Below are 21,968 nucleotides of genomic sequence, written 5' to 3' on the forward strand. Positions count from 1 at the left end.
AATTCATATCAATTTTGTAGGGATTTAAGGAGGAATTCAGTTTGAAAAAGACATGGTTAGGCATTGTTTTGGTGTTAGCTCTAGGTGTACTCGCAGCATGCGGTACAAATAGTGAGAATACAGAAACGTCAGAAGAAAATGATTCAAAGGAAACGCTATTGATCGGTACTGAAGCGACTTACCCACCTTTTAGCTACCGTGATGATAATAACGAAATTACTGGATATGACGTTGAAGTAGCTCGTGAAGTTGCGAAGCGTATCGGCATGGAAGCTGAGTTTAAAGCGATCGAGTGGAAAGGGCTTCTTTCCTCTCTAGAAACAGAACGAATCGATATGGTCGCAAACCAAGTCACGATCACGGACGAACGTAAAGAAAAATTTGATTTTACTACACCTTATACCATTTCAGGTGGACAGGTAATCGTTCATGAAGACAATGATGACATCAAAAGCATTGATGACTTAGAAGGTAAAACAGTTGGAACAACACAAGGTAGTAACTATCAACAAGCAGCGATCGACGCTGGAGCAGAAACGAAGATCTACAAAGGCGCGAATCAAGCATTAACTGACCTAAGCAATAAACGTGGAATCGATGCAGCGATGAATGATCGTCTATTCATCCTTACAGAGCTTCCAAAAACAGAATTTAATGTAAAAGGTGTAGGCGAGACGTTTAATCAAACAGAAATGGCCTTTGCATTACCTAAAGGGAAAGAAGACTTGGCTGAAAAAATCAATGGTGCACTTGAAGAAATGAAAGAAGATGGAACACTTGAAGAGTTATCCGCAGAGTATTTTGATGGAGAGAACGTAAGTGAGTGAACTAGCTAACGTATTGTGGGACGCTTTGCCCTTTCTATTAGATGGGGCAAAGAATACCCTTTTGCTGAGCTTCTTTTCAATCTTTGGTGCTCTTATCGTAGGATTAATCATCGCACTCCTTAGAATCTCAAAAATAAAAATCGCAATCGGATTTGCAAAACTATATGTATCGTTTTTTAGAGGCACACCATTGCTAATCCAACTATTTATTTTGTACTTCGGACTCGTATCCGTCAACATTCAATTAACTGCATGGCAAGCAGCGTATACTGGACTCATTTTACACTTCGGTGCTTATATATCGGAATCATTGCGTGCAGCTATTCTATCGCTATCAAAAGGACAATGGGAAGCAGCGATGTCACTTGGAATGAAGAAGTCTTTGATCTATAGAGAGATCATCATTCCTCAAGCTTGGAGAAGAGCCATACCTCCCGTTTGGAACTCGTTGATCGACATCGTGAAGGCATCTTCTCTTGCCTCTGTAATTACAATTTCTGAGCTCACCTATAACTCTGACCAGATTGCAGCATCTAGTTATGAAGTATTACCGATCATGCTTACGGCGGCATGCATCTACTGGTTCTTTACAACGGTGCTCAATCTCATACAAGGCTTTCTTGAGAAACGCCTATACATCCCATCCTCATAAAAGAAAAGGAGCTGTCATCACGACAGCTCCTTTTTTAGATCATCCATTCTTCAATCAGATAGACAACAGAAGTTCTACATTCTGGACATGATAAAACATGGGGACACTCATGATCCTTTTCATCTAAACCATACCCGTCCGTCATCTTCACTGATTCAAACGATTCATACGGACTATAGTCATCATAATAATCCGCTTCCCTTCCCTTATCTATAAGCGCACTACCGCAAGTTGAACAAGCTAGCTGGATAGATGTATAACTATTACAAAGAGGACACTCGAACGCCATTTGATCACTCCTCTTACATTGTCTATATGTAGCAATCAAAAGAAGGGATGGACTCGTCCACCCCTTCACAGCCATGGTATACAATTATTTTTGGTATCCACCAAGTTGTTGTTCAGCCATCTGAACTAGACGCTTAGTGATTTCTCCACCAACAGATCCGTTAGCGCGAGCAGTAGAATCTGGACCAAGTTGCACTCCAAATTCAGAAGCGATTTCATACTTCATTTGGTCGATAGCTTGAGCTACACCAGGTACTACAAGTTGATTTGAGCTTCCTTGTCTTGATTGTTGTTGTTGAGCCATGTGAATCACCTCCTTTGTACAACTAGTTTGTGATTTCTCGTTTTTTATATACTATATTTTTTTGGTAAATGTTTCTTGAAAAGCGGAGGTGGGCGTTTAGAAACGGAGATATTGGAACTCTTGAACTTGAACACGCTTTTTGTGTTCAGGTGAAAGAGTGAAATATCGCAGTTTCTGCCCACCGCAGCTAGACATACGAAAAGCGGAGACGAGCGTTTAGAAACGGAGATATTGGAGCTCTTGAAATAGAACACGCCTTTTGTGTTCTGTTGAAAGAGTGAAATATCGCAGTTTCTGCGAGTCGCAGCTAGACATCATGAAAAGCGGAAGTGACCGTTTAGGTCCGACAAGCGCTGGAGCGCTTTCCCATGAACACGCTTTTTGTGTTCTTGGGAAAGAGCGAAGCGATCGAGGGTCTGCCCACCGCAGCTAGACATACGAAAAGCGGAGACGAGCGTCTAGAAACGGAGATATTGAGACAATTAAAGGAACTCTTGAGATGCTTTGGATGGAATCATGAACCTCTCAATTCAAAACAAAAAAAGCACGAGGGTCTCCCCTCATGCTTTCCTAACCAATGATCACTCGTTCGGTTGGATAATGATATCTTTCTCGTAATACAGTCCCTCTAATCAAGAATAAGAAGGATAATATCCCGATCCGTCCGATAAACATCAAACAGATCGTAACGATCTTTCCGAAGGTACTGAGCCCCGGTGTGATTCCCATCGAAAGACCAGTAGTCCCGAATGCAGATGAAACCTCGAAAACAATAGCCACGAGCGGATAAGGTTCAGAGAATGAAAGCATGATAATTCCCGTGCTCCAAACCATAACGGCAACGGCAAATACGACAAAGGCCTTATGAACATCTTCTGGGTGAAGTTCTCTACCGAATACTTTAATTGAGCTTCCACCCTTTGCGAAAGAGTAAATAGCGATGAGCACGATAGCAAAGGTCGTTGTACGCACACCGCCTCCAACACTACTTGGTGAAGCACCAATAAACATCAGTGCAGACATCAATAATTGAGTAGGTTCTTGAAACTCGTTAACATCCATTGTTGATAGTCCACCACTTCGTGTCGTAACAGATTGAAACATCGCATAGAAGAATGACTCATGCCATGACTTATCAGCAAAAAACGTTGTCGCTTCAAACGCCCAGATCAATATGGCACCGAGCACGACTAGAACAAAAAATGTCATCGTTGTAAGCTTCGTAAACAATGAAAATTTATAACGATACGTATTCTGACGAGAGAATAAGAAATTTTTAACCTCGATTAAAACAGGAAACCCGATTGCTCCTGTTATGATCAAAAGGATATGAATAAATTGAACAAAATAATCTTGAGCAAAGGGCTGTAGTGATTTACCTGTGATATCGAAACCTCCGTTAGTCGTTGCACTAACTGAGGCAAAGAACCCTTGTAAATAAGCCTCCTGCCATGTTTCAAAAAATCGAAGATAATACGTTCCAAGCACAACGGCTCCAACTAATTCAATAATAAAAATCAGTGCTAAAATTTGTTTCATCAATTGTACTAGTCCAGATAATGTCGATTGGTTTTGATCTGTCATGATGAGCTGTCTTTCTTTTAACCCAATCTTTTTACCCATTACTAGCCATACAAACGTCCCAAGCGTCATGATACCAATCCCACCGATTTGTAGAACAAATGCAATGATGATGATACCCGTTACACTGAACGTATCAGCAGTTGTGACCACCGTAAGACCGGTTACGCTAACAGCACTTACGGCTGTGAACAGCGCATCAATAAATGAAAGTTCTTTCCCTGGCTGATGAGCGACGGGCAAACTTATTAATATGGTGGAAATAGTCACTGCTAGTAAATAAAACAAAACGATTAATTGTACGGATGTTAATCGTATGCGTCGAAAACGAGATCTTAACAAAGCACCCACAGCCTTTTCATGTAATTACATTCCCTATCATAAACCAAATGAATGATCTGTCAACGTTTGGTATAATCATCCTCATTATTGAGAATCTTCATTCGCTCTCTTTCTTATACCCATTTTGTCATAGTGGAGGTTCATTTTACACAAAACAAAAAAGAACCGTAATAATACGGTCCCCGTCCAGTATGCTATTAAAATGCCCTTTGTTTCCCTTTGTTGATCAATGCTTTCATCTCAAATTGACACACTTTTGCTTCTTTATGGCTGATTGCATCACCTAGCCTTGACTGAAGAGACATCAGTCTTTGCATCTCATCACTCGTTAAATAAACGGGTAGCTGACCATTCGTAGTCATAACGCCCTTAACTGCCGTATCTCCAGTGCTCTTCCCTTCTTCATCGTAGTACTGTAAGTTCTCAGTTTGTAAAAGGGTTGTGCTTTGTTCTTGGATAACATCGATCTTTCCGTCGATATATCGCTTTAAAAACGCACTGCTTCCGAATCCAGTGAGAATAGAAATATAGAGTAAATTCTCTACGTTTTCATATACTTCAACCATCAAGAGCGTCATTAAGAGCGCTCCAATACCACCGATAATTGGTTCTTTTAATGAACCGATACTATAATAATCGCCATGACCCTCGCTTTTGATTTTACGCCATAGCCTAAATTCACCGGTGAGAAGGATATTACCGATGCCACCTAACACACCTGCAGAGACAACAAACAGTACATATGTCCAAAAGTCCGTGAATGGCGTTCCTAACGCAACGCCACTCATCACAGATACCTACGGTGCATCTTCTTTCCATCGTAGGAGAATACGACTTCCTTTTCTTCTACCATTGTTTCCATATGAACAGGGCGGCCCCATACTTGATGAATGTAAGGCAGAACGCGCTCTAAATATTGAAGATCGAGCTCAGTATCTTCGTAAGAGTGTTTGATGTACATCTCTCCAGCCCTCATGTAGTCCCCGTCAACAACTGTTAAATATGGAAAACCTCCGTTCACTCTCATCGTCACGAGCTGATCTCGAATCATTTCCCACTCTTTATCAACAATTTTATAGTCTCTACCTTTTTTCTGGAATAAGTACAAATCTTCTCTATGAACAAGATCTTTCGTTAAATAATTTCGAATGAACGAGATATCAGCCTCTACTTCTCGAACTTCAAACATCTTTTCTCTCCCACTACCAGGCTTTACTCCCCTCATTAACATCTCTTCGGTAGGGTTATCATGGACCTCTTCAATGTTTTCAAAAATTTTCAACCCTAAGTAGTATGGGTTTATTCTTGTTCTTGAAGGCTGAACAACATTTGCATTCAAAGAAGCAAACTCGATGGATTCTTCAGTTGTTAAATCCATTTCACGTAAGATTCTCTGATGCCAATAACTCGCCCATCCTTCATTCATGATCTTTGTCTCAAGCTGTGGCCAGAAATAGAGCATCTCTTCTCTCATCATCGTCATGATGTCACGCTGCCAATCTTCGAGCTCTTTACTGTATTCCTGTATAAACAATAAGAGGTCCTTCTCAGGTTGAGGAGGGAATTTTTTTCTTTGTTTTGGACGCTGCTCGTCCTTCGTGTCGTCACCATCTAACGACCATAGATCATTATAAGGTGAATCGTCTTTTACCACTTTCACCTCTTCATCATCTTGACTAAGATCATAAGCTAACTTCGCACGCATAATGGAAGGGTCGATGTGCTCTTGTATCGAAAGCACTGCATCTAGGAAATTCTCAACTTCTTCTTTTCCATACTGATGTTCATAATTCGCAATTCGTTCTGCAGTTGCAGTCATGCTTTCCACCATATCGCGACGGGTGTTCGAAAATCGAACGTTGTTTTTAAAGAAATCACAGTGTGCAAGGACGTGCGCGATAATCAACTTATTCTGAATCAACGTATTTGTATCTAACAAAAAGGCATAACATGGATCTGAATTAATAACGAGTTCATAAATTTTGCTTAATCCTAAATCATACTGCAGCTTCATTTTGTGGAATTGTTTCCCGAAACTCCAGTGCGAAAACCTTGTTGGCATACCATATGCCCCGAACGTATAAATAATATCTGCCGGGCAGATTTCATAACGCATTGGATAGAAATCAAGGCCGAACCCCTTGGCTATTTCTGTAATCTCTTCGATAGCGTAAAAAATCTCTTTCTCAGCACTCATTTCCTTCCCTCCTAAAATATTGCTTATTAATATGTATGTGAGGACAAACCACTTCATGATTAAGGCAAGGAAATACAGGTTTTTAGAAAAAAACATAAAAAGCTACTGGAAATCCAGCAGCTTTTTATGTTCCAAATTCAATTGTAAAGTTGGGTGATCCCTGAAGTAACTAGATAGCCCACTAGTAGACCTAAAACGATCGATGTAACGATATAGGACCTAGTCGAGCTAAATTCGATCGCTGGTCCATGCGTAGGTTCATAGAACCAGCTGTACTGAACGAACCCTAACATGATAAAAAATATGATTCCATAAAGAAAACTCGTCAATCGATCCCCTCCTTTTTCATTTCAGATACCAGACCATTCAATAAAACGAACGACTCAGCGAACGAAACCCCTAATAATTAGCTGGCATCTATTGCACTGACGATACCAGCTCTTCCATTTTGTCTTTACTCATTGGTCCAACTAATCTCTGTTTAATTATACCATTTCTGTCAATGATATAGGTGGTTGGGATCGTGATTGTTGCAAATTTTTCTGCTTGTTCTCCTTCAACATCTAAAAGAACAGGAAACGTTACACCATATTCTTTTACAAATTCTTCAACTGAATGAACAGAATCATTTGAAGTGAGGTTAACCGCTACAATTTCTACTTCCTCAGAATTCTCTTCATAGAAATCTTGCATATGAGGCATTTCAGCCTTACATGGAGGACACCAGGTAGCCCAGAAATTCAAGAATACGACCTTACCTCTATAATCAGATAGGTTTGTTTTTTCACCTGAAAGGGTCTCTAATGAAAAGTCAGGTGCAAGATTTCCATTTTGGATACCTTCTTCAACTTGAGCTAACGCCTGTTGACCAGCATCCTTTTGTGGAGACGTTCCGGAACCATCTGTAAAAGATGATACTACCGCATAAATGACTAAACTAACTACGACGATGATGCCTGGAATCAAACGCTTCATCTAGCTTTCCTCCTAAACACATCATATTGTGTCCAAACAGTATAAACGGCCACGAAAAGATATAACCATTGCTGCTTTGATAGTTGAAACATCACATCTTGCCTTATCATACCCACGATGAAGATAAGAATACTGCCCCACAACATTACATCGAGGAAGCGCCATTCGTACGATTTCCAATAAACCATTAATAACACCATCGATAGTAATAGCACGACGAGAAGCATCGAGCTCTTAGTAGGAAAGTGAAAAGATTCATAGCTGATCGTTCCAATTAGTAACCCGAATCCAAGTAAGTATAGATTATTTTTGCGGTTATCGCCCTTTAGCTTGAAATGAAGATATACCATACTAATAAAAAGCGCAATAATATAGCCCGTCTCACCACCAGTAAAATATAAGAGCGATAGAGGAGACTCAACAACCAGCAGCGGACTCACTATGATTAGACTCGCCTTCCAAGCGACAATAAAGGAAACGACCGTTTCGAAAGCTAGATCAGTAGCATTGGATGATAAGCTTAGGATTTTATGAATAATAGCGATACTAAAAAGTGCGAGAGCTATGCTTGCCCCCATCAAAATGAGATGTTCTGGTACTGATACGTTTCCTATTTGCACAACTTAACTCCTTAGCGTTCTTTGAATAGTATAATGACCAAACTTAACGACTCTTAACAAGGAGGTTCACTGCTTCTTTTACAACTTCTTCAGTCGACTCTCCCTTATCGAGCTGCATTCGGATGCACTCCTCAAGGTTAGACCCTACGATCAAACCGATTGTACGATCGATCGCTGTTCTGCTTGCCGATAGTTGGGTAATGACATCTTTACAATCTTTTTCTTCCTCCAACATGCGCAAAACGCCGCGTATTTGTCCTTCTACTCGTTTAAGCCGGTTCTTCATCTCATTTGTATATTCCATACTCCGAACTCCTTTCCATTAGGCTAAATCTATTTTAAAAGCATATACTTTTTTATAAAAGATTAAACACTTGCGCCTTCTCTTCATATATTGTAAAATAAATCTTAATTTAAGGATAGGAAAAAGGGTTATTTCATTTAAAGGAGGCAGGACCTTTTGGAGTTATCCGAAGATGATAAACGATTATCTAAGATTTACAGAAAAATTGTAACTTCAAATGAATACAAAGCAGGAAAGATTCTGGAAAAATTGGATAATGAGACGAAAGATAAAGTATTTAAGCTCATTCGAATGAACAAAGCTGAATACGAAGCACAATTAAACAAACAACATTTACATCAATAATAGAAAACCGGCTTTTAAGCCGGTTTTCTTTTGTTTTTCATGAAATAACCAGGACGAATATCGTCCTGGTTATTTTCTGTTATAGTCGTTCGTTAACTTTTGACATAACGGAAGATCTCAGCGCGTCTAGTTTTCTTTCGCTGTCTTCAAGGCTTGTACTGTTTACTCCAAAATAAAACTTAACTTTTGGTTCAGTGCCTGATGGTCGTAAACAAAACCATGAGCCATCTTCAAGCTTGTATTTCAATACGTTTGATTTAGGTAGGTCGATTGTTTCACTACGGTTATCCTTCATATACGTACGTGTACTCGTTTGGTAGTCTTCTACAATCGCAACATTTAATTCTGCAGCTTCTGATGGTGGCTCTTCACGGAATTGAGTGAGGAGTGAATTGATTTTCTCCGCACCTTCCTTCCCTTTAAGCATTAGGGATTCAAGGCCTTCTTGATAATAGCCATATTGCTCAAAAACTTCTAGTAATCCTTCGTACAACGTCATTCCTTTTGATTTGTAATAAGCCGCTACTTCTGCCGCTACTAAACATGCTTGAACCGCATCCTTATCCCGAACAAAGTCTCCGATCAAGTAGCCATAACTTTCTTCATAGCCAAATAGGAAGGTGTGTTCACCAGAAGTTTCGTATTCTTTAATTCTTTCCCCAATAAACTTAAAACCTGTAAGAGTATCATACGATGTAAGTCCGTTATCTTCTGCGATTACTCTACCGATTTCAGAAGTTACGATCGTTTTCAGCACAGCACCGTTTTCAGGAAGTTCACCTTTTTCCTTCTTTTGAGTAATGATGTAATCCAATAATAGTGCACCTGTCTGATTGCCAGTAAGCACAACATATTGACCTTCTTTATTCTTAACCGCAACACCTACACGGTCTGCATCCGGATCAGTTGCAAGTAAAACATCAGCATCTTCTTTCTCGCCATATTGAATGGCAAGTTCAAATGCAGCATGTTCTTCAGGGTTTGGTGATGATACTGTGGAGAAGTTCGGGTCTGGTAATTCTTGTTCTTTAACGACAGTGACATGCTTGAACCCATAAGCTTTAAGTCCATCACGAACAGGATGGTTAGCAGTTCCATGTAATGGCGTAAAAACGATTTTAAGCTGATCTCCCATCTCTTCTAAGAGAGATTCATTCACGCGTAGCGTCTTTAACTGCTCAATGTATTGATCATCAATTTCAGAACCGATCATTTTGATTAGGCCCTGACTTTTTAAATCAGCTTCTGAAGAAACGTTCACCGCTAATTCGTTTTCTACACTGTTAACATATGAGATGACTTCCTCTGCTACTTTAGGAGGTAGTTGTCCACCATCTTCCCCATACACTTTGTAGCCGTTATACTCAGGAGGGTTATGACTAGCTGTGATAACGATTCCCGCGAAAGCATTCAGCTTCCTTACAGCGAACGAAAGCTCCGGTGTTGGCCTTAGTTCTTCAAATACGTATGTTTGGATACCATGACTAGCCAATACTTTTGCAGATTCCATCGCAAACTCTGGTGATTTATGACGAGAATCATAGGCGATCGCTACTCCACGTTTCTTAGCACTTTCGCCATTCTTCAATATGTATTGAGCCAGACCTTCTGAAGCTTTTCTTACCGTGTACGTGTTCATTCTGTTAATACCAGGACCAATTTCTCCACGCATGCCACCTGTACCAAACTCAAGGTTCTTATAAAATGCATCTTCTAGTGATTTTTCATCACCCTCAAGCATCGTAAGGTCGCTTTTTAAGTCCTCATCAAGGTCAGTTGCTGTATTCCATCGTTTGTATTCGTTTTTCCAGTTCATCTCTGCCTCCTGTGTTGTGTCTAGCTACTTTTAGCATATACTTGTCTTCTATGTAATGAGCAAAATTCCTTCTACCTAAACAAGAAAACCCTGCTCTCAGAGTTAATATTAATATGGATTCCAACGAATTCCAATAAAAATATGAAAGGATATAAAAAAAGAAGCAAGCCGTGAAAGGCTTACTTCTTGTAATGAATCTCATATAAGTCTTTTCTTCTGTCTCTTAATTGACGAACAGTACCAGATTGGCGCTGCCTTCTTAATATTTCGAGGTCGACATCACCTACAACGACCGTTTCGATGTTGGGGTGACACTCTCCAACAATACCATCTCTTGAAAACGCAAAATCTGATGGCGTAAAGATGCCAGATTGTGCATACTGTACGTCCATATTCTCCACCTGTGAAAGGTTTCCGATCGTTCCTGCTATAACGGTATAGATTTGGTTCTCAACCGCACGAGCCTGAGCACAGTAACGTACTCTTAAGTACCCTTGGCGATCATCCGTACAGAACGGTGTGAAGATAATGTTAGCGCCCTTGTCTGTCGCAATACGACCAAGTTCAGGGAATTCGATATCGTAACAGATTTGGATCGCGATTTTACCGCAATCTGTATCGAACACTTCGATTCCGTCAGAACCGTGTATCCCCCACCAACGTCTTTCATTTGGGGTCACATGTATTTTATATTGTTTCTCAATCGTACCATCTCTTCTGAAAAGATACGCGATATTATAGATCTTCTCATCTTCTAACACGAAGTGAGAGCCTCCGATAATGTTTACATTGTATTTCACGGCAAGGTCTGTAAATAACTCGATGTATGGTTCAGTATAGTCCGTTAAACGTCTCACAGCTTTACTAGGAATGTCTTCATCCATAAACGACATGAGCTGTGTCGTGAAGATTTCAGGGAACACTGCGAAATCCGATCCGAAATCAGCTGCAACATCCACATAATATTCAACTTGATTAGCAAATTCATCAAATGAGGAAATTTTCTTCATCGCGTATTGGATCGCACAAATACGAACTGGGAATGAAGATCTGAAATGGCGTCTTGTCTTGGCTTTGTATTCAACGTTATTCCATTCCATAAGCGTAGCATAACGTCTTGAAGCTTTATCATCTGGCAAGTAGTTAGGATTGATCCTCATCACATTAAATCCATTCATAAGCTGGAATGTAAGGACAGGATCATAAATATTTTGGAATTTTACTTCCTCAACATATTCCGATGGTTTCATCTGATCAGCATACTTATGATAGTTCGGAATGCGTCCACCGATGATGATACTCTTTACATTTAATTCTCTTGCTAAATCTTTTCTGGCATCATACAGACGTTTACCGATTTTCATTCGTCTATACTCAGGATGAACCATTACCTCAATTCCATATAAGTTATAACCATCTGGGTTATGGTTTGTAATATAGCCTTCGTCCGTAATGTCATCCCATGTGTGTTGATCGTCATACTCATCGAAATTCACCATCAAGCTCGAGCAGGTACCTATGATTTTCCCTTCATATTCAACACAAAATTGACCTTCGGGGAAAACAGCTAGATGACTTTCTAAGTGCTCTCGCTTCCATGGGTCCATGCCTGGGAAACATTCATTTTGTAAAGCGAGTATTTCGTCGATATCTTCTTTTTTGATACCTCGTAATTCCATCTTTTTTTCGAATTTAGAAACATCTAATTCAGACATCTTATCTACCTCCACGTAACTGCCTATCTTACTATGTACCCAATTTCATATTCATTTTATCATAGAGGTAACAATTTTCAGAATAAGAAGAGGCTGACATCAGCCAGCCTCAACATCGTTATGCTCGAGTTGTACCGTTTTGAGAAATGCTGGATAGAGCTGGACCAGCTTCCTGTTGATCCGGTGTTTTCGTAGCAAAGTCCCCAAGCGAAACCATTCCGACTACCTGGTTGTTTTCAACGACTGGCAGTCGACGGATTTGGTTTTGTGCCATTAATGCTGCTGCTTCATCTGCTGACATGTTAGGGTTCGCTGATACACAGTTGTTCGACATACACTGTCCTACCTGTGAAGTTGCTGCCCCGCCACTAGCAGTCGAACGCGTCGTAATATCTCTATCGGTAATGATCCCACACAGTTGTCCATCCTTCATTACAGGAAGGGCACCGATATTATGCTGACTCATCAATGCGGCTGCTTCCTGAACAGATTGTTCTGGTGTAACAGATACGACGTTTCTAGACATGACGCCTTGCAGATTATTATGCACAAACATTCCTCCCAGTTGATAAATGGTAAAGACTCAAAAGACGAGGTCTTACACAAACTAGTGTGAGCTTCGTTTGGTCAAATTATTTTTCCTTTTTTTGACCCGTATGAAAAACGATCCTTTCCCCATCGCTTTTAGCGATAATTGTCCCAAGTTGGTCTGTCCTGAAAATGGGGATCTTCATCGTACTAAGCGTCTTTAAAACAGATTTATCTGGATAATGATAAGGATTGTTTTTGCCAACTGAGATAATGGCTGCTTGAGGAGCTACCGCTTTTATAAATGGTTTGGTTGAAGCAGAATCAGCTCCATGATGACCGATCTTAATCACATCTGAAGGGAGTTTTTTCTTTGCATCTGCTAATATCTCCTTTTCAGCTTGTTCACCAGCGTCTCCCATCAGCAAAAATGAATTATTGTGATGCCTTAATTGAACGACTGCGCTGTAGTCATTAAAATCCTCATATTCTGCATGGCGGATCGGGGAAAAAAAGTGAAGCGTGATTCCCTTTCCAAACCTTGCTTTCTTTCCGCTCTCAGCGACACTAACCGGTATCTCTCTCTTTTTGATCGCCTTCATTAAAGAGCGGTAATGTCGAGTGGGGTAGGATACGTCAGGCATGATCACTTTTCCTATTTTGAAGTCGTTCACGATTTCATCCATTCCCCCAATATGATCGTGGTGTGGATGGGTCGCGATTAGGTAATCTAAACGTTTGATACCAAGATTTTTTAAATAACTCGAAACTTTGTCACCATCCTTATTATCTCCAGCATCGATGAGCATTGCTTTCCCCCCTTGCAGTACAAGGATACTGTCAGCTTGTCCGACATCAATGAAATGAAGCTCTGCGCTAACTTCATCAGCTACCGCAATGAAAGGTTGAAATAGGATAAGGATGAAGGAAATAAATGCTACGGAAGCACTCTTCATAAGCAATCCTCCATTACTCGTTGTTGATTTTAGTATGAAGCTTCCTTTTCTTTTCATGCTTCCAAAACAAAAAAATGGTTCCCCTGGTGGGAAACCATTACGAATGAACTTCTTCCTTTTTGAAAAAACTCTTCATTGCGTGGTAAACATCCTTCTTCTCTTTCAAAATATAGTGTCTAAACATTGGATCATGGATATTCTTATAGGCACTCATCAATGTTGAGTGGCGATTGTAGGCATTAACTTCCCCGTACCCAAACATATTCGACACTTTCATGATCTGATTCACAAGCTTCACACAGCGTGAATTGTCGGAAGTAAGGTTATCACCGTCTGAGAAATGAAATGGATAGATATTATAGCGAGCTGGTGAATACTTTTCTTCAATCAGTTCTAAAGCTTTACGATAGGCAGATGAACAAATGGTTCCACCGCTTTCACCTTTTGAAAAAAAATCGTCCTCAGAGACGACTTTCGCTTCGGTATGGTGAGCAATGAACTCGATTTCCACAGTTTCGTATTTCGAACGTAAGAAGCGTGTCATCCAAAAGAAGAAGCTTCTCGCCATATATTTCTCCCATTTACCCATTGATCCACTTGTATCCATCATAGCAAGTACAACAGCTTTTGATTCTCGTTTTATTTCTTCGTTCCACGTTTTAAAGCGAAGATCATCTTGATAAATCGGTGCTATTCCTGGCCTTCCTTCGATTGCATTTCGCTTGTAAGCAGAAAGGATCGTTCGTTTCTTATCGATGTTACCCATCAAGCCAGTTTTACGAATATCATTAAACTCAACTTTCTTCTTCACAACTTCAGCTGTCTCTTTTTCACGTAAATTAGGTAGTTCCAATTCTTTAAAGAGAATTTCCTGCAGCTCCATCAATGAGACTTCAGCTTCATAAAAATCATCGCCAGGTTTATCCCCAGCTCCTTCGCCTTTACCTCCACCAGGCTTCTTCTCACCTGATCCGTCACGGGCGATAACATCTCCAACCTGACTATCCCCGTCACCCTGGCCAACATGCTTTGATTTGTCATAGTTATACCGAATTTTATATTCATCAAGAGAGCGAATTGGTATTTTAATTACGTCACGACCGTTAGATAGTATAATGTTCTCCTCACTAATTAGATCTGGTAAATTATTTTTGATAGCATCTTGAACCTTCTCGGAATGTCGCACTTGATCCTGATAGCCTTTTCGGTGGAGGGACCAATTCTCCTGAGAGACAACAAAGTTTTTGGTGTTCCTGTCTTTCATGCCATATTCCCCTCCTTAAAAAATAATATTTCTATCGGATATTTATTCAATGATCGATGATCGCTCATGGTGATTGTTCAAAAGCGGAATACTAATTTTGACTCCCTGAATCTAAAAGGTAGTATACTTTATCCTATGCAAATACAAGCGATAATTGACAATTAATTCTGACAAATCAAGCTCGGAACGTACGAATTGTAAAACTATTGATAGATTGTATAAGAAATGCATTAAGAATATTCTCTTTTCGTTAATTGCCCATGCTGCCTACACACTTTTTTAACAAAAATGAGGCTGCCGAGAACATCTCGACAGCCTTCAAACATGGGCATTATTCTTTTTTATCATTTTCGTTTTGGACAGGGTCAGGGCGTCGCCCATTTTTCTTTAATTCCTGGTTAGTTTCAAGCTCTTCCATCTCTTTACCAAGCTCTTTCATTTCTTTCTCATCCATTGCCATTGAACTGTTTGCAGGTTTATCTTTTCGTTCTGACACAATGAACTACCTCCTTAAGAAGAGAATACCCCTGCTTCACCTTTTTGGAACCTAAAAAATTCATTTCTTGAAAGTGAAATCAAATTCTTCGATCGGCCAATAACGCAGGTTCACCTCACCGACAACTTGGTCGATCGGGACGAGACCGATATGTCTGCTATCATAGCTATGCCGTCTATTATCACCCATTAAGAATAAATACCCCTCTGGCACTACAGCTTTCTCCGTTTTATCTTCGAGTTTAAAGTTCTCAGTCAAATTCCCATTAAAGACTTCACTTTTAAAATGAGTTAGATACGGTTCTTTCATTTTCTTGCCATTTATATAAAGTTGGTCATCTTTATACTCAAGCGTATCACCGGGAAGTCCTATCACTCTTTTGATATAGTCTTCATTCTCGTTCGCATGAAACACGACGAGATCAAAGCGATCCGGATCAGATACTTCATATCCTATCTTATTGATGATCAGCCGATTTCCATCCTGAATGGTAGGCATCATGGATTCTCCGTGAACAACATAGTTCGTTATGATAAATTCACGAATTACAATCGCCAGGACAACGGCTATTGAAAATGCTTTCAGCCATTCCCAAAGCGGACTGCGTTCCTTTTTCATGTCAAACCTCTCTTCAATACGTCTTTACGTATAATCTATCACTCATACTAAAAAGGCACAAGCACCCGGTTAATCTCACTATAGGATATACAAACTTTTCACAAATTAGACGCTGTTCAAGAAAAAAAGCACACCTGTTAGGCATGCTTTTTCACCAGTTATCGATTCAATAAGCTTCCTACATAACGAAGAAGTTCATTGGCAGAGATTGAATTGTATCCATGCTCATCGATCAATCGAGCGATAACATCATTAATTTTCTTCAACTGATTTTCATTCGGCGTTTTAGAAGAAGTCGTGATCTTCACAACATCCTTAAGGTCAGCGAACAATTTCTTTTGAATCGCTTCTCTTAAACGCTCATGCGAATTGTAATCGAATTTCTTTCCTTTTCTTGCGTATGCCGAAATTCTGATCAAGATTTCTTCACGGAAAGCTTTCTTTGCGTTCTCTGAAATACCGATCTGTTCTTCAATGGAACGCATCAACTTATCATCTGGACTCATCTCTTCACCAGTAAGAGGATCACGAAGCTTATTCTTATTACAGTACGCCTCTACGTTATCAAGGTAGTTATCCATGAGCGTCTTAGCACTTTCTTCATAAGAATATACAAATGCCTTCTGAACTTCTTTCTTAGCAATCTCGTCGTACTCTTTTCTAGCAACTGAGATAAAGTTCATGTAGCGCTCTTTATCTTCCTTTGAAATGGAAGCGTGCTGATCCAAGCCGTCTTTCAATGAACGAAGCACATCCAGTGCATTGATTGAAGGTACTTCTTTTCTGATGATCGTAGAAGAGATTCGATTGATGACGTAACGCGGATCAATACCACTCATTCCTTCATCAGAATGCTCTTTCTGCATCTCATCAACATCTACCTGATTGAATCCTTCAACAATTTCCCCGTCATACAAACGCATCTTCTTGACGAGGTCTACTCCCTGACGCTTTGAATCCTTCAATCTTGTGAGGATAGAGAAAATTGCAGCGACTCGAAGTGCATGTGGCGCGATGTGGACATCAGCAACATCACTTTCTCGAATCATTTTCTCGTAAATGCGCTCTTCCTGGCTTACTTTTAAGTTGTACGGTACAGGCATCACGATGATACGGGAATGGAGAGCTTCGTTCTTTTTATTTGAGATGAACGAGCGATACTCGGCTTCGTTCGTATGAGCTACTACTAATTCATCTGCTGATATCAATGCAAAGCGACCGGCTTTAAAGTTTCCTTCCTGTGTTAACGATAGCAAATGCCATAAAAACTTTTCATCACACTTCAGCATCTCCTGGAATTCCATCATGCCTCGGTTTGCTTTGTTTAATTCACCGTCGAATCGATATGCTCTTGGATCAGATTCAGAACCAAACTCTGCAATCGTCGAGAAATCGATACTACCAGTGAGGTCTGCTATATCCTGTGACTTCGGATCAGAAGGACTGAATGTTCCAATTCCTGTCCGTTTGTCTTCATTGAAGAAAATTCGTTCGATCATAACTTCTTCGATTCTGCCACCGTATTCTTGTTCGAGACGCATAAGGTTTAATGGAGATAGGCTACCTTCGACTCGAACACCGTATTCTTTGTAGAACTCCTCTCGCATGTGGTGAGGAATTAAGTGAAGCGGATCTTCATGCATCGGGCAGCCCTTGATTGCATAAACCGCTCCTGCATCTTCGTGTGAATATTTCTCCAAGCCTCTTTTTAAAATGGTAACGAGCGTGGATTTACCTCCACTTACAGGACCCATAAGCAATAAGATACGCTTTCTGACGTCTAATCGCTTTGCAGCTGGGTGAAAGTATTCTTCGACTAACCTTTCGATTGCTTCCTCAAGACCATAAAGTTCTTCAGCGAAGAAGTTGTAGCTTTTCTTGCCATCTACCTCGTTAATACCAGCATCTTTTATCATATTATAAACGCGTGAATGAGCTGACTGCGCTACTTCAGGTCGTTCTTTGATAATTTCTAAGTACTCGCCAAAGGTTCCTTCCCACTTCAGCCGCCTCTCTTCATCTCGATGCTGCTGGATTTTACGTAAGATATCCATTACGAGCCCCCTCCAAATTTGATTCATCGGATTTAATACATGGTATGCGGGGATGTCCTATAACATTCTGTTTTCTTTCTTACGTAGAAAAGGTTGTTTTTATCTCTGGTCCTAACGTCTACCACAAACAAAAAAACCGGCATAGCCGGTTTTACGTGTGGTAAACAACATTAAATTCACTTAGCTCGTTTCCAGATGCAGGAGACTTTTCTTTTGATTCACGCTTTTCTTTGTGTGCATTTTTGAATGAGTCAGAATGAATCCATTTTTGATAGGCATCTTCATCTTCCCATTTTGTAAACACGATCAGCTTTCCATTTTCAGATGGTTGTTCAAGAAAAAGAAACTCAAGACAACCTTCAACGTTCTTCATGCTTTCTGCACTTTTTCCAAAGCGTTCTTTCATTACAGCTTTGTGTTCATCAGGTACTTTCAGTTCGTTCATAACAACATACATAAACAAAAGCCTCCTTTAATCGATCTCCTTCTATCGTATAGGAATGTGGCAAATTTTCCAACTCATTCATCCCGAAGAGTATCGAATTACCCTCAAAACATTCACAACACCTTCAACATCGTTTATAATCATAGATAGACTTGGACATAATTTTACCTGAGGAGGATGAAACCATGAGTTTCCTGGGTATCTTAGTAGTAATACTTGCATTTCTAGCAGCCATCTTTACGGCTGGTTACAATGATCGACCTCAAAAAACCAAAAAAGGTAGTCGATAAAAAAGAACGACCGTTAAGGTCGTTCTTTTTTATTTCATATTAGGATATCCTTGTTGTCTAAGTGCCTCATACACCATGATTGCCGCTGTATTCGATAGATTAAGCGCACGCACGTGGTCTGTCATAGGTAAGCGTAGACAGCGCTCCTTATTATTCTCGATCAGCTCATCCGGCAAACCGTTTGTTTCTCTTCCAAAAACAAAGAACGTATTTTTACTAACATCCGAATAATCGAAGTCAGTATGAGAGTTCGTACCATACTTCGTAATATAATAAAATTCTCCGCCTTCATTCTGATTAAAGAATATTTCTAGAGAATCGTAATAATGAACGTCAGCATATTTCCAGTAATCGAGACCTGCACGTTTTAGCATCTTATCATCTGTAGAGAAACCTAATGGACGAATAAGATGAAGACTTGTGTTCGTAGCCGCACAAGTACGAGCAATATTCCCAGTATTTGCAGGAATCTCCGGCTGAAATAGAACGATATTTAAAGACATATTGATTCACCTCCGCTTCAAAACATATCTATTATAGCATGTTTTCCACGGAGAGAAAGAATATGCTATTCATCTTCAATATGAAAAAATTTATACTGGATGTTCGGCGTCCATGCCGTTGAGTCCTCATAGTCCCAATAGCGCATACGACAGTTCGTGTTATGCCCGTTTACAAGCGGCTGCCCTTTTCCATCTTGATCGACTACGATCGTCGTATGTTGCCAGTTCCCATCTCCAGTAAAATCATAGCTGATCACATCGCCCGGTACTAAATCATCAGGCTGATAGACTTCTCTTGCTTTTAGCCCACTCTTTGAACCACTAAGATACCACCGTAATGCATGAGCGACTGACCACGAATAGCTCCAGCTGTTTTTTCGCACCCACCATCCTCTGGTTCGATCAGGATAACCCCTCATAGGTGCCTTACCAGCATGGATACATTGAGAGACATAGTTCGTACAATCTCCATCAAATATTGGATAAGCAGGATTATAATCATCCCACCAGTTTTCAGCATATTTAACAGCAGATAAACGATCATAATACGATCCCTTCAACCTTTCATCTCCCCTGCCTGCCCGTACAGGATTATCACAGTGTACACCTTCTTGCTCAACGGATCGATCATGAATTAGTTCTCCATCGATTAACTCTGCAAGCCTTTTTTCAAAGCGCTCTTCTTGGTACATCTTCTTACCATGCTTGATCACGAATTGCTGGTGGAGATAATAATCATAGATTCGAGTTTTAGATAACTTTTTTTTACCGAGAAGTACACCTTTATTCAGTACTCTCACAACGGTAGCTTCGCGAGCGCTGCATTTCTTAATAAACCTGTTAACAGCTTCTTCTTCAGTAGCCGGACGTTTCCCATTACTTCTAAAAGATAGCGATCCGTTCATTAAGTATGATGCTTGTTCCTCCCAAAAGGGTTTAAGCTGCTCTTCCCACCCCATTTTGCGTTCCCCCCTCTTCGCACTTTATGTTGTTGAATGGTTACACATACCACTTAGTGCAGGGTGAAACTTTAATAGCACAAAAAAGCTCGGAAGTTCGTCTATGAACTCCGAGCTCGATAATACTTATGAAGTTACTGCTGTTTGAATTGCGGTCTGCTGTTCGAGTGATAGCAAGTATTCCTTCTTATCCATTCCTCCACCATATCCAACAAGTGCACCATTGCTCCCAATCACACGATGACAAGGAATAATGATCGGCAGTGGATTGCGGTTATTGGCAGAACCGATCGCACGGACTGCTCGAGGAGCAGAAATATCAACAGCAACGTCTTTATATGAGCGGGTCTCACCGTATGGAATCGTGCTAAGACTATTCCATACTTTCTTTTGAAAAGGTGTTCCAATCAAATTTAGTTTTAAATCAAACATCCTTCTTTTTCCGCTAAAAAACTCTTCTAATTGAACAATAATCGGGTCGATGATTTCATAATTCATAACGAAATCTGGTTTTACATGATTTTTCTTAAACCATGCTTCAGCCGCGGGTAGCATATCTTCAGCAAATCCGAAATCAAGTCTGTAAACTCCTTCAGAACCCGCAAATAATGTCAGCGTTCCAATCGGTGATTGAAACTCCCCATAACTGATCACTTGTTTCTCCATGCTATCCCTTCTTTTATTCAACATTTTTCATTATCTTACAAGACATTATATTATTTGACCAACACCATTAAGACTTATTTTGAAGCATAGACAGCCCTTTTTCAATCTCATCTGCCGCTTCCTGGTCTTTTTCTTTCATTTGCTCATTTATTAAGGCATCATACGCCTTGTTTCCACCGATCTTTCCGAGTGCCCAAGCGGATGTCCCTCGAATGACAGGCCTTGGGTCATTTCTCATCAAATCAATCAGTGTATCTACAGCTGCTTCGTCTTTGTAATGCGCTAGAGCAAGGATGGCGTTTCGTTGAATTGGCTTCTTCCCACGCCACGAACCAGCCGCTTTTCCAAACTTCTCTTTAAATTCTCTATTACTCATCGTAAGCAGTGGAATTAACTTTGGTTTCACAACTTCTGGATCTGGTTCAAGTTCAGGGTGATGGTGAAAATCGATACCCTTGTTTTTCGGACATACAAGCTGACACGTATCACACCCATAAAGTCTGTTGCCTAACTTTGAGCGATACTCATCAGGAAGAAAACCTTTAGTTTGAGTTAAGAAAGCAATACATTTACTTGCGTTCAACTGGCCACCTTCAACTAGTGCTCCAGTTGGACAAGCATCTACACAAATATTACAATCTCCACAACCTTCTTCAACTGGTTCATCCGGCTCTATAAAGACATCTGTGATCATCTCACCAAGATAGACCCAAGAACCGAACTCTTCCGTAATCAGCATCGTGTTCTTCCCAGTAAAACCAAGTCCAGCTCGTTCGGCTACTGCTCGATCAGATAATTCGCCTGTATCAACCATCGAGCTTGTTTGAGCAGTTGGAACTTTCGATTTTATAAATGATTCAAGAAGGGAGAGCTTTTCTCTTAACACGTGATGATAATCGACGCCCCATGACGCTCTACAAAATAGACCTCTCCGCTCGCCTCTTTTACTTCTTGGGCTATCCTTCATTTTTGATGGATATGCGATGGCGATCGAAACGATCGTAGTCGCGCCACGTAACAAGAGCTCAGGCTCCGTTCGTTTCTCAATATCAGGTTCTTCAAACCCTGATTGATAACCTAACTGCTGCTGTTGCTTCAACCGCTCTTTGAGCGATTTGAAGGGATCAGCTGCCGCAAAACCTATCTTATCAATTCCAATTGATTTACTGTATGCAACAATCTCTTCCTTTAACTGGGCGTTTGTCACTTTACTCCCTCCCTTC

Annotated in this window: 25 protein-coding genes; 3 read left to right on the top strand and 22 right to left on the bottom strand. The window is 40.3% G+C overall.

Translation table 11 applies throughout. The features are described from left to right. Nucleotides 1-41: 41 nt before the first annotated feature. Together ACXAHI_RS17730 and ACXAHI_RS17735 are read left to right on the top strand one after the other, a co-directional pair. Nucleotides 42-827, top strand: a complete 786-nt coding sequence (locus ACXAHI_RS17730) for a transporter substrate-binding domain-containing protein (RefSeq protein ID WP_474850171.1) — start codon at nucleotides 42-44, stop codon at nucleotides 825-827. Then, nucleotides 820-1,479, top strand: coding sequence for an amino acid ABC transporter permease (locus ACXAHI_RS17735; protein WP_474850173.1), 660 nt, complete (start codon nucleotides 820-822; stop codon nucleotides 1,477-1,479). Before ACXAHI_RS17730 ends, ACXAHI_RS17735 begins: the two co-directional genes overlap by 8 nt. Nucleotides 1,480-1,513: 34 nt before the next feature. Here ACXAHI_RS17735 and ACXAHI_RS17740 read toward each other — a convergent pair whose 3' ends face one another. From ACXAHI_RS17740 to ACXAHI_RS17780, 9 genes are all read right to left on the bottom strand, one after another. Next, entirely contained in the window at nucleotides 1,514-1,768 is a 255-nt protein-coding gene (locus ACXAHI_RS17740) for a hypothetical protein (protein ID WP_474850175.1), read from the bottom strand. A gap of 84 nt (nucleotides 1,769-1,852) precedes the next feature. Then, complete coding sequence (locus ACXAHI_RS17745) at nucleotides 1,853-2,071, bottom strand: small, acid-soluble spore protein, alpha/beta type (protein WP_474850177.1); 219 nt, start codon at nucleotides 2,069-2,071, stop codon at nucleotides 1,853-1,855. Between the two features lie 570 nt (nucleotides 2,072-2,641). Then, on the bottom strand, nucleotides 2,642-3,994 hold the full coding sequence (locus ACXAHI_RS17750; RefSeq protein WP_442865211.1) for a TrkH family potassium uptake protein: 1,353 nt from the start codon (nucleotides 3,992-3,994) through the stop codon (nucleotides 2,642-2,644). A 197-nt stretch (nucleotides 3,995-4,191) separates the two neighbouring features. Then, a complete protein-coding gene (locus ACXAHI_RS17755) occupies nucleotides 4,192-4,782 on the bottom strand; it encodes a hypothetical protein (protein ID WP_474850179.1) in 591 nt (196 codons plus the stop codon). After that, nucleotides 4,782-6,191 carry a SpoVR family protein gene (locus ACXAHI_RS17760; RefSeq protein WP_474850181.1) on the bottom strand — a complete coding sequence of 470 codons (1,410 nt, stop codon included), beginning with the start codon at nucleotides 6,189-6,191 and terminating at the stop codon, nucleotides 4,782-4,784. Before ACXAHI_RS17760 ends, ACXAHI_RS17755 begins: the two co-directional genes overlap by 1 nt. Before the next feature lie 137 nt (nucleotides 6,192-6,328). Then, complete coding sequence (locus ACXAHI_RS17765) at nucleotides 6,329-6,520, bottom strand: hypothetical protein (RefSeq protein ID WP_270182402.1); 192 nt, start codon at nucleotides 6,518-6,520, stop codon at nucleotides 6,329-6,331. Nucleotides 6,521-6,608: 88 nt separating this feature from the next. Beyond that, a complete protein-coding gene (locus ACXAHI_RS17770) occupies nucleotides 6,609-7,166 on the bottom strand; it encodes a redoxin domain-containing protein (RefSeq protein WP_474850183.1) in 558 nt (185 codons plus the stop codon). Next, a complete protein-coding gene (locus ACXAHI_RS17775) occupies nucleotides 7,163-7,786 on the bottom strand; it encodes a hypothetical protein (RefSeq protein ID WP_474850185.1) in 624 nt (207 codons plus the stop codon). The genes ACXAHI_RS17770 and ACXAHI_RS17775 overlap by 4 nt, the downstream gene beginning before the upstream one ends. 43 nt (nucleotides 7,787-7,829) lie before the next feature. Beyond that, nucleotides 7,830-8,090 (bottom strand): metal-sensitive transcriptional regulator, encoded by a 261-nt coding sequence (locus tag ACXAHI_RS17780; protein WP_270182399.1) that lies wholly within the window; start codon nucleotides 8,088-8,090, stop codon nucleotides 7,830-7,832. 156 nt (nucleotides 8,091-8,246) lie between these two features. Between ACXAHI_RS17780 and ACXAHI_RS17785 the strand changes: the two genes are divergently transcribed. After that, complete coding sequence (locus tag ACXAHI_RS17785) at nucleotides 8,247-8,435, top strand: hypothetical protein (RefSeq protein WP_270182398.1); 189 nt, start codon at nucleotides 8,247-8,249, stop codon at nucleotides 8,433-8,435. Nucleotides 8,436-8,514: 79 nt separating this feature from the next. On the opposite strand, the gene ACXAHI_RS17790 is transcribed toward ACXAHI_RS17785, so the two are convergent. From ACXAHI_RS17790 to queG, 13 genes are all read right to left on the bottom strand, one after another. Next, on the bottom strand, nucleotides 8,515-10,251 hold the full coding sequence (locus ACXAHI_RS17790; protein ID WP_474850187.1) for a phospho-sugar mutase: 1,737 nt from the start codon (nucleotides 10,249-10,251) through the stop codon (nucleotides 8,515-8,517). 179 nt (nucleotides 10,252-10,430) lie between these two features. After that, nucleotides 10,431-11,966, bottom strand: a complete 1,536-nt coding sequence (locus tag ACXAHI_RS17795) for a GNAT family N-acetyltransferase (RefSeq protein WP_474850189.1) — start codon at nucleotides 11,964-11,966, stop codon at nucleotides 10,431-10,433. 118 nt (nucleotides 11,967-12,084) lie between these two features. After that, nucleotides 12,085-12,522, bottom strand: coding sequence for a CBS domain-containing protein (locus ACXAHI_RS17800; protein ID WP_270182395.1), 438 nt, complete (start codon nucleotides 12,520-12,522; stop codon nucleotides 12,085-12,087). Between the two features lie 76 nt (nucleotides 12,523-12,598). Continuing rightward, complete coding sequence (locus tag ACXAHI_RS17805; protein ID WP_474850191.1) at nucleotides 12,599-13,450, bottom strand: ComEC/Rec2 family competence protein; 852 nt, start codon at nucleotides 13,448-13,450, stop codon at nucleotides 12,599-12,601. Between the two features lie 97 nt (nucleotides 13,451-13,547). Next, nucleotides 13,548-14,714 (bottom strand): sporulation protein YhbH, encoded by a 1,167-nt coding sequence (gene yhbH, locus ACXAHI_RS17810; RefSeq protein WP_270182393.1) that lies wholly within the window; start codon nucleotides 14,712-14,714, stop codon nucleotides 13,548-13,550. 331 nt (nucleotides 14,715-15,045) lie between these two features. Next, nucleotides 15,046-15,210, bottom strand: a complete 165-nt coding sequence (locus tag ACXAHI_RS17815; RefSeq protein WP_474850193.1) for a hypothetical protein — start codon at nucleotides 15,208-15,210, stop codon at nucleotides 15,046-15,048. 60 nt (nucleotides 15,211-15,270) lie between these two features. After that, on the bottom strand, nucleotides 15,271-15,828 hold the full coding sequence (lepB, locus tag ACXAHI_RS17820) for a signal peptidase I (RefSeq protein ID WP_474850195.1): 558 nt from the start codon (nucleotides 15,826-15,828) through the stop codon (nucleotides 15,271-15,273). Nucleotides 15,829-15,986: 158 nt separating this feature from the next. Further along, nucleotides 15,987-17,882, bottom strand: a complete 1,896-nt coding sequence (locus ACXAHI_RS17825; protein WP_270182390.1) for a PrkA family serine protein kinase — start codon at nucleotides 17,880-17,882, stop codon at nucleotides 15,987-15,989. Nucleotides 17,883-18,033: 151 nt separating this feature from the next. Continuing rightward, a complete protein-coding gene (locus ACXAHI_RS17830) occupies nucleotides 18,034-18,339 on the bottom strand; it encodes an antibiotic biosynthesis monooxygenase family protein (RefSeq protein ID WP_270182389.1) in 306 nt (101 codons plus the stop codon). Between the two features lie 307 nt (nucleotides 18,340-18,646). Next, nucleotides 18,647-19,120, bottom strand: a complete 474-nt coding sequence (trmL, locus tag ACXAHI_RS17835; protein WP_474850197.1) for a tRNA (uridine(34)/cytosine(34)/5-carboxymethylaminomethyluridine(34)-2'-O)-methyltransferase TrmL — start codon at nucleotides 19,118-19,120, stop codon at nucleotides 18,647-18,649. Between the two features lie 65 nt (nucleotides 19,121-19,185). After that, the gene (locus ACXAHI_RS17840; RefSeq protein WP_474850199.1) at nucleotides 19,186-20,079 is read right to left on the bottom strand and encodes an amidase domain-containing protein; all 894 of its coding nucleotides are present in this window, start codon (nucleotides 20,077-20,079) and stop codon (nucleotides 19,186-19,188) included. A gap of 126 nt (nucleotides 20,080-20,205) precedes the next feature. Continuing rightward, on the bottom strand, nucleotides 20,206-20,745 hold the full coding sequence (locus tag ACXAHI_RS17845; RefSeq protein ID WP_270182386.1) for a methylated-DNA--[protein]-cysteine S-methyltransferase: 540 nt from the start codon (nucleotides 20,743-20,745) through the stop codon (nucleotides 20,206-20,208). A gap of 67 nt (nucleotides 20,746-20,812) precedes the next feature. Then, nucleotides 20,813-21,952 (bottom strand): tRNA epoxyqueuosine(34) reductase QueG, encoded by a 1,140-nt coding sequence (gene queG, locus ACXAHI_RS17850; RefSeq protein ID WP_270182385.1) that lies wholly within the window; start codon nucleotides 21,950-21,952, stop codon nucleotides 20,813-20,815. Nucleotides 21,953-21,968: the final 16 nt, after the last annotated feature.

This window comes from Anaerobacillus sp. ABD4_527, assembly GCF_056160805.1.

Coding starts and splice junctions, on each gene's coding strand:
- ACXAHI_RS17790 (WP_474850187.1), bottom strand. CDS start 10,251: ATGAACTGGAAAAACGAATACAAACGATGGAATACAGCAACTGACCTT.
- ACXAHI_RS17840 (WP_474850199.1), bottom strand. CDS start 20,079: ATGGGGTGGGAAGAGCAGCTTAAACCCTTTTGGGAGGAACAAGCATCA.
- ACXAHI_RS17755 (WP_474850179.1), bottom strand. CDS start 4,782: ATGAGTGGCGTTGCGTTAGGAACGCCATTCACGGACTTTTGGACATAT.
- ACXAHI_RS17770 (WP_474850183.1), bottom strand. CDS start 7,166: ATGAAGCGTTTGATTCCAGGCATCATCGTCGTAGTTAGTTTAGTCATT.
- ACXAHI_RS17830 (WP_270182389.1), bottom strand. CDS start 18,339: ATGTATGTTGTTATGAACGAACTGAAAGTACCTGATGAACACAAAGCT.
- ACXAHI_RS17740 (WP_474850175.1), bottom strand. CDS start 1,768: ATGGCGTTCGAGTGTCCTCTTTGTAATAGTTATACATCTATCCAGCTA.
- ACXAHI_RS17845 (WP_270182386.1), bottom strand. CDS start 20,745: ATGGAGAAACAAGTGATCAGTTATGGGGAGTTTCAATCACCGATTGGA.
- ACXAHI_RS17745 (WP_474850177.1), bottom strand. CDS start 2,071: ATGGCTCAACAACAACAATCAAGACAAGGAAGCTCAAATCAACTTGTA.
- ACXAHI_RS17825 (WP_270182390.1), bottom strand. CDS start 17,882: ATGGATATCTTACGTAAAATCCAGCAGCATCGAGATGAAGAGAGGCGG.
- lepB (WP_474850195.1), bottom strand. CDS start 15,828: ATGAAAAAGGAACGCAGTCCGCTTTGGGAATGGCTGAAAGCATTTTCA.
- trmL (WP_474850197.1), bottom strand. CDS start 19,120: ATGTCTTTAAATATCGTTCTATTTCAGCCGGAGATTCCTGCAAATACT.
- ACXAHI_RS17805 (WP_474850191.1), bottom strand. CDS start 13,450: ATGAAGAGTGCTTCCGTAGCATTTATTTCCTTCATCCTTATCCTATTT.
- yhbH (WP_270182393.1), bottom strand. CDS start 14,714: ATGAAAGACAGGAACACCAAAAACTTTGTTGTCTCTCAGGAGAATTGG.
- ACXAHI_RS17795 (WP_474850189.1), bottom strand. CDS start 11,966: ATGTCTGAATTAGATGTTTCTAAATTCGAAAAAAAGATGGAATTACGA.
- ACXAHI_RS17800 (WP_270182395.1), bottom strand. CDS start 12,522: ATGTTTGTGCATAATAATCTGCAAGGCGTCATGTCTAGAAACGTCGTA.
- ACXAHI_RS17780 (WP_270182399.1), bottom strand. CDS start 8,090: ATGGAATATACAAATGAGATGAAGAACCGGCTTAAACGAGTAGAAGGA.
- ACXAHI_RS17760 (WP_474850181.1), bottom strand. CDS start 6,191: ATGAGTGCTGAGAAAGAGATTTTTTACGCTATCGAAGAGATTACAGAA.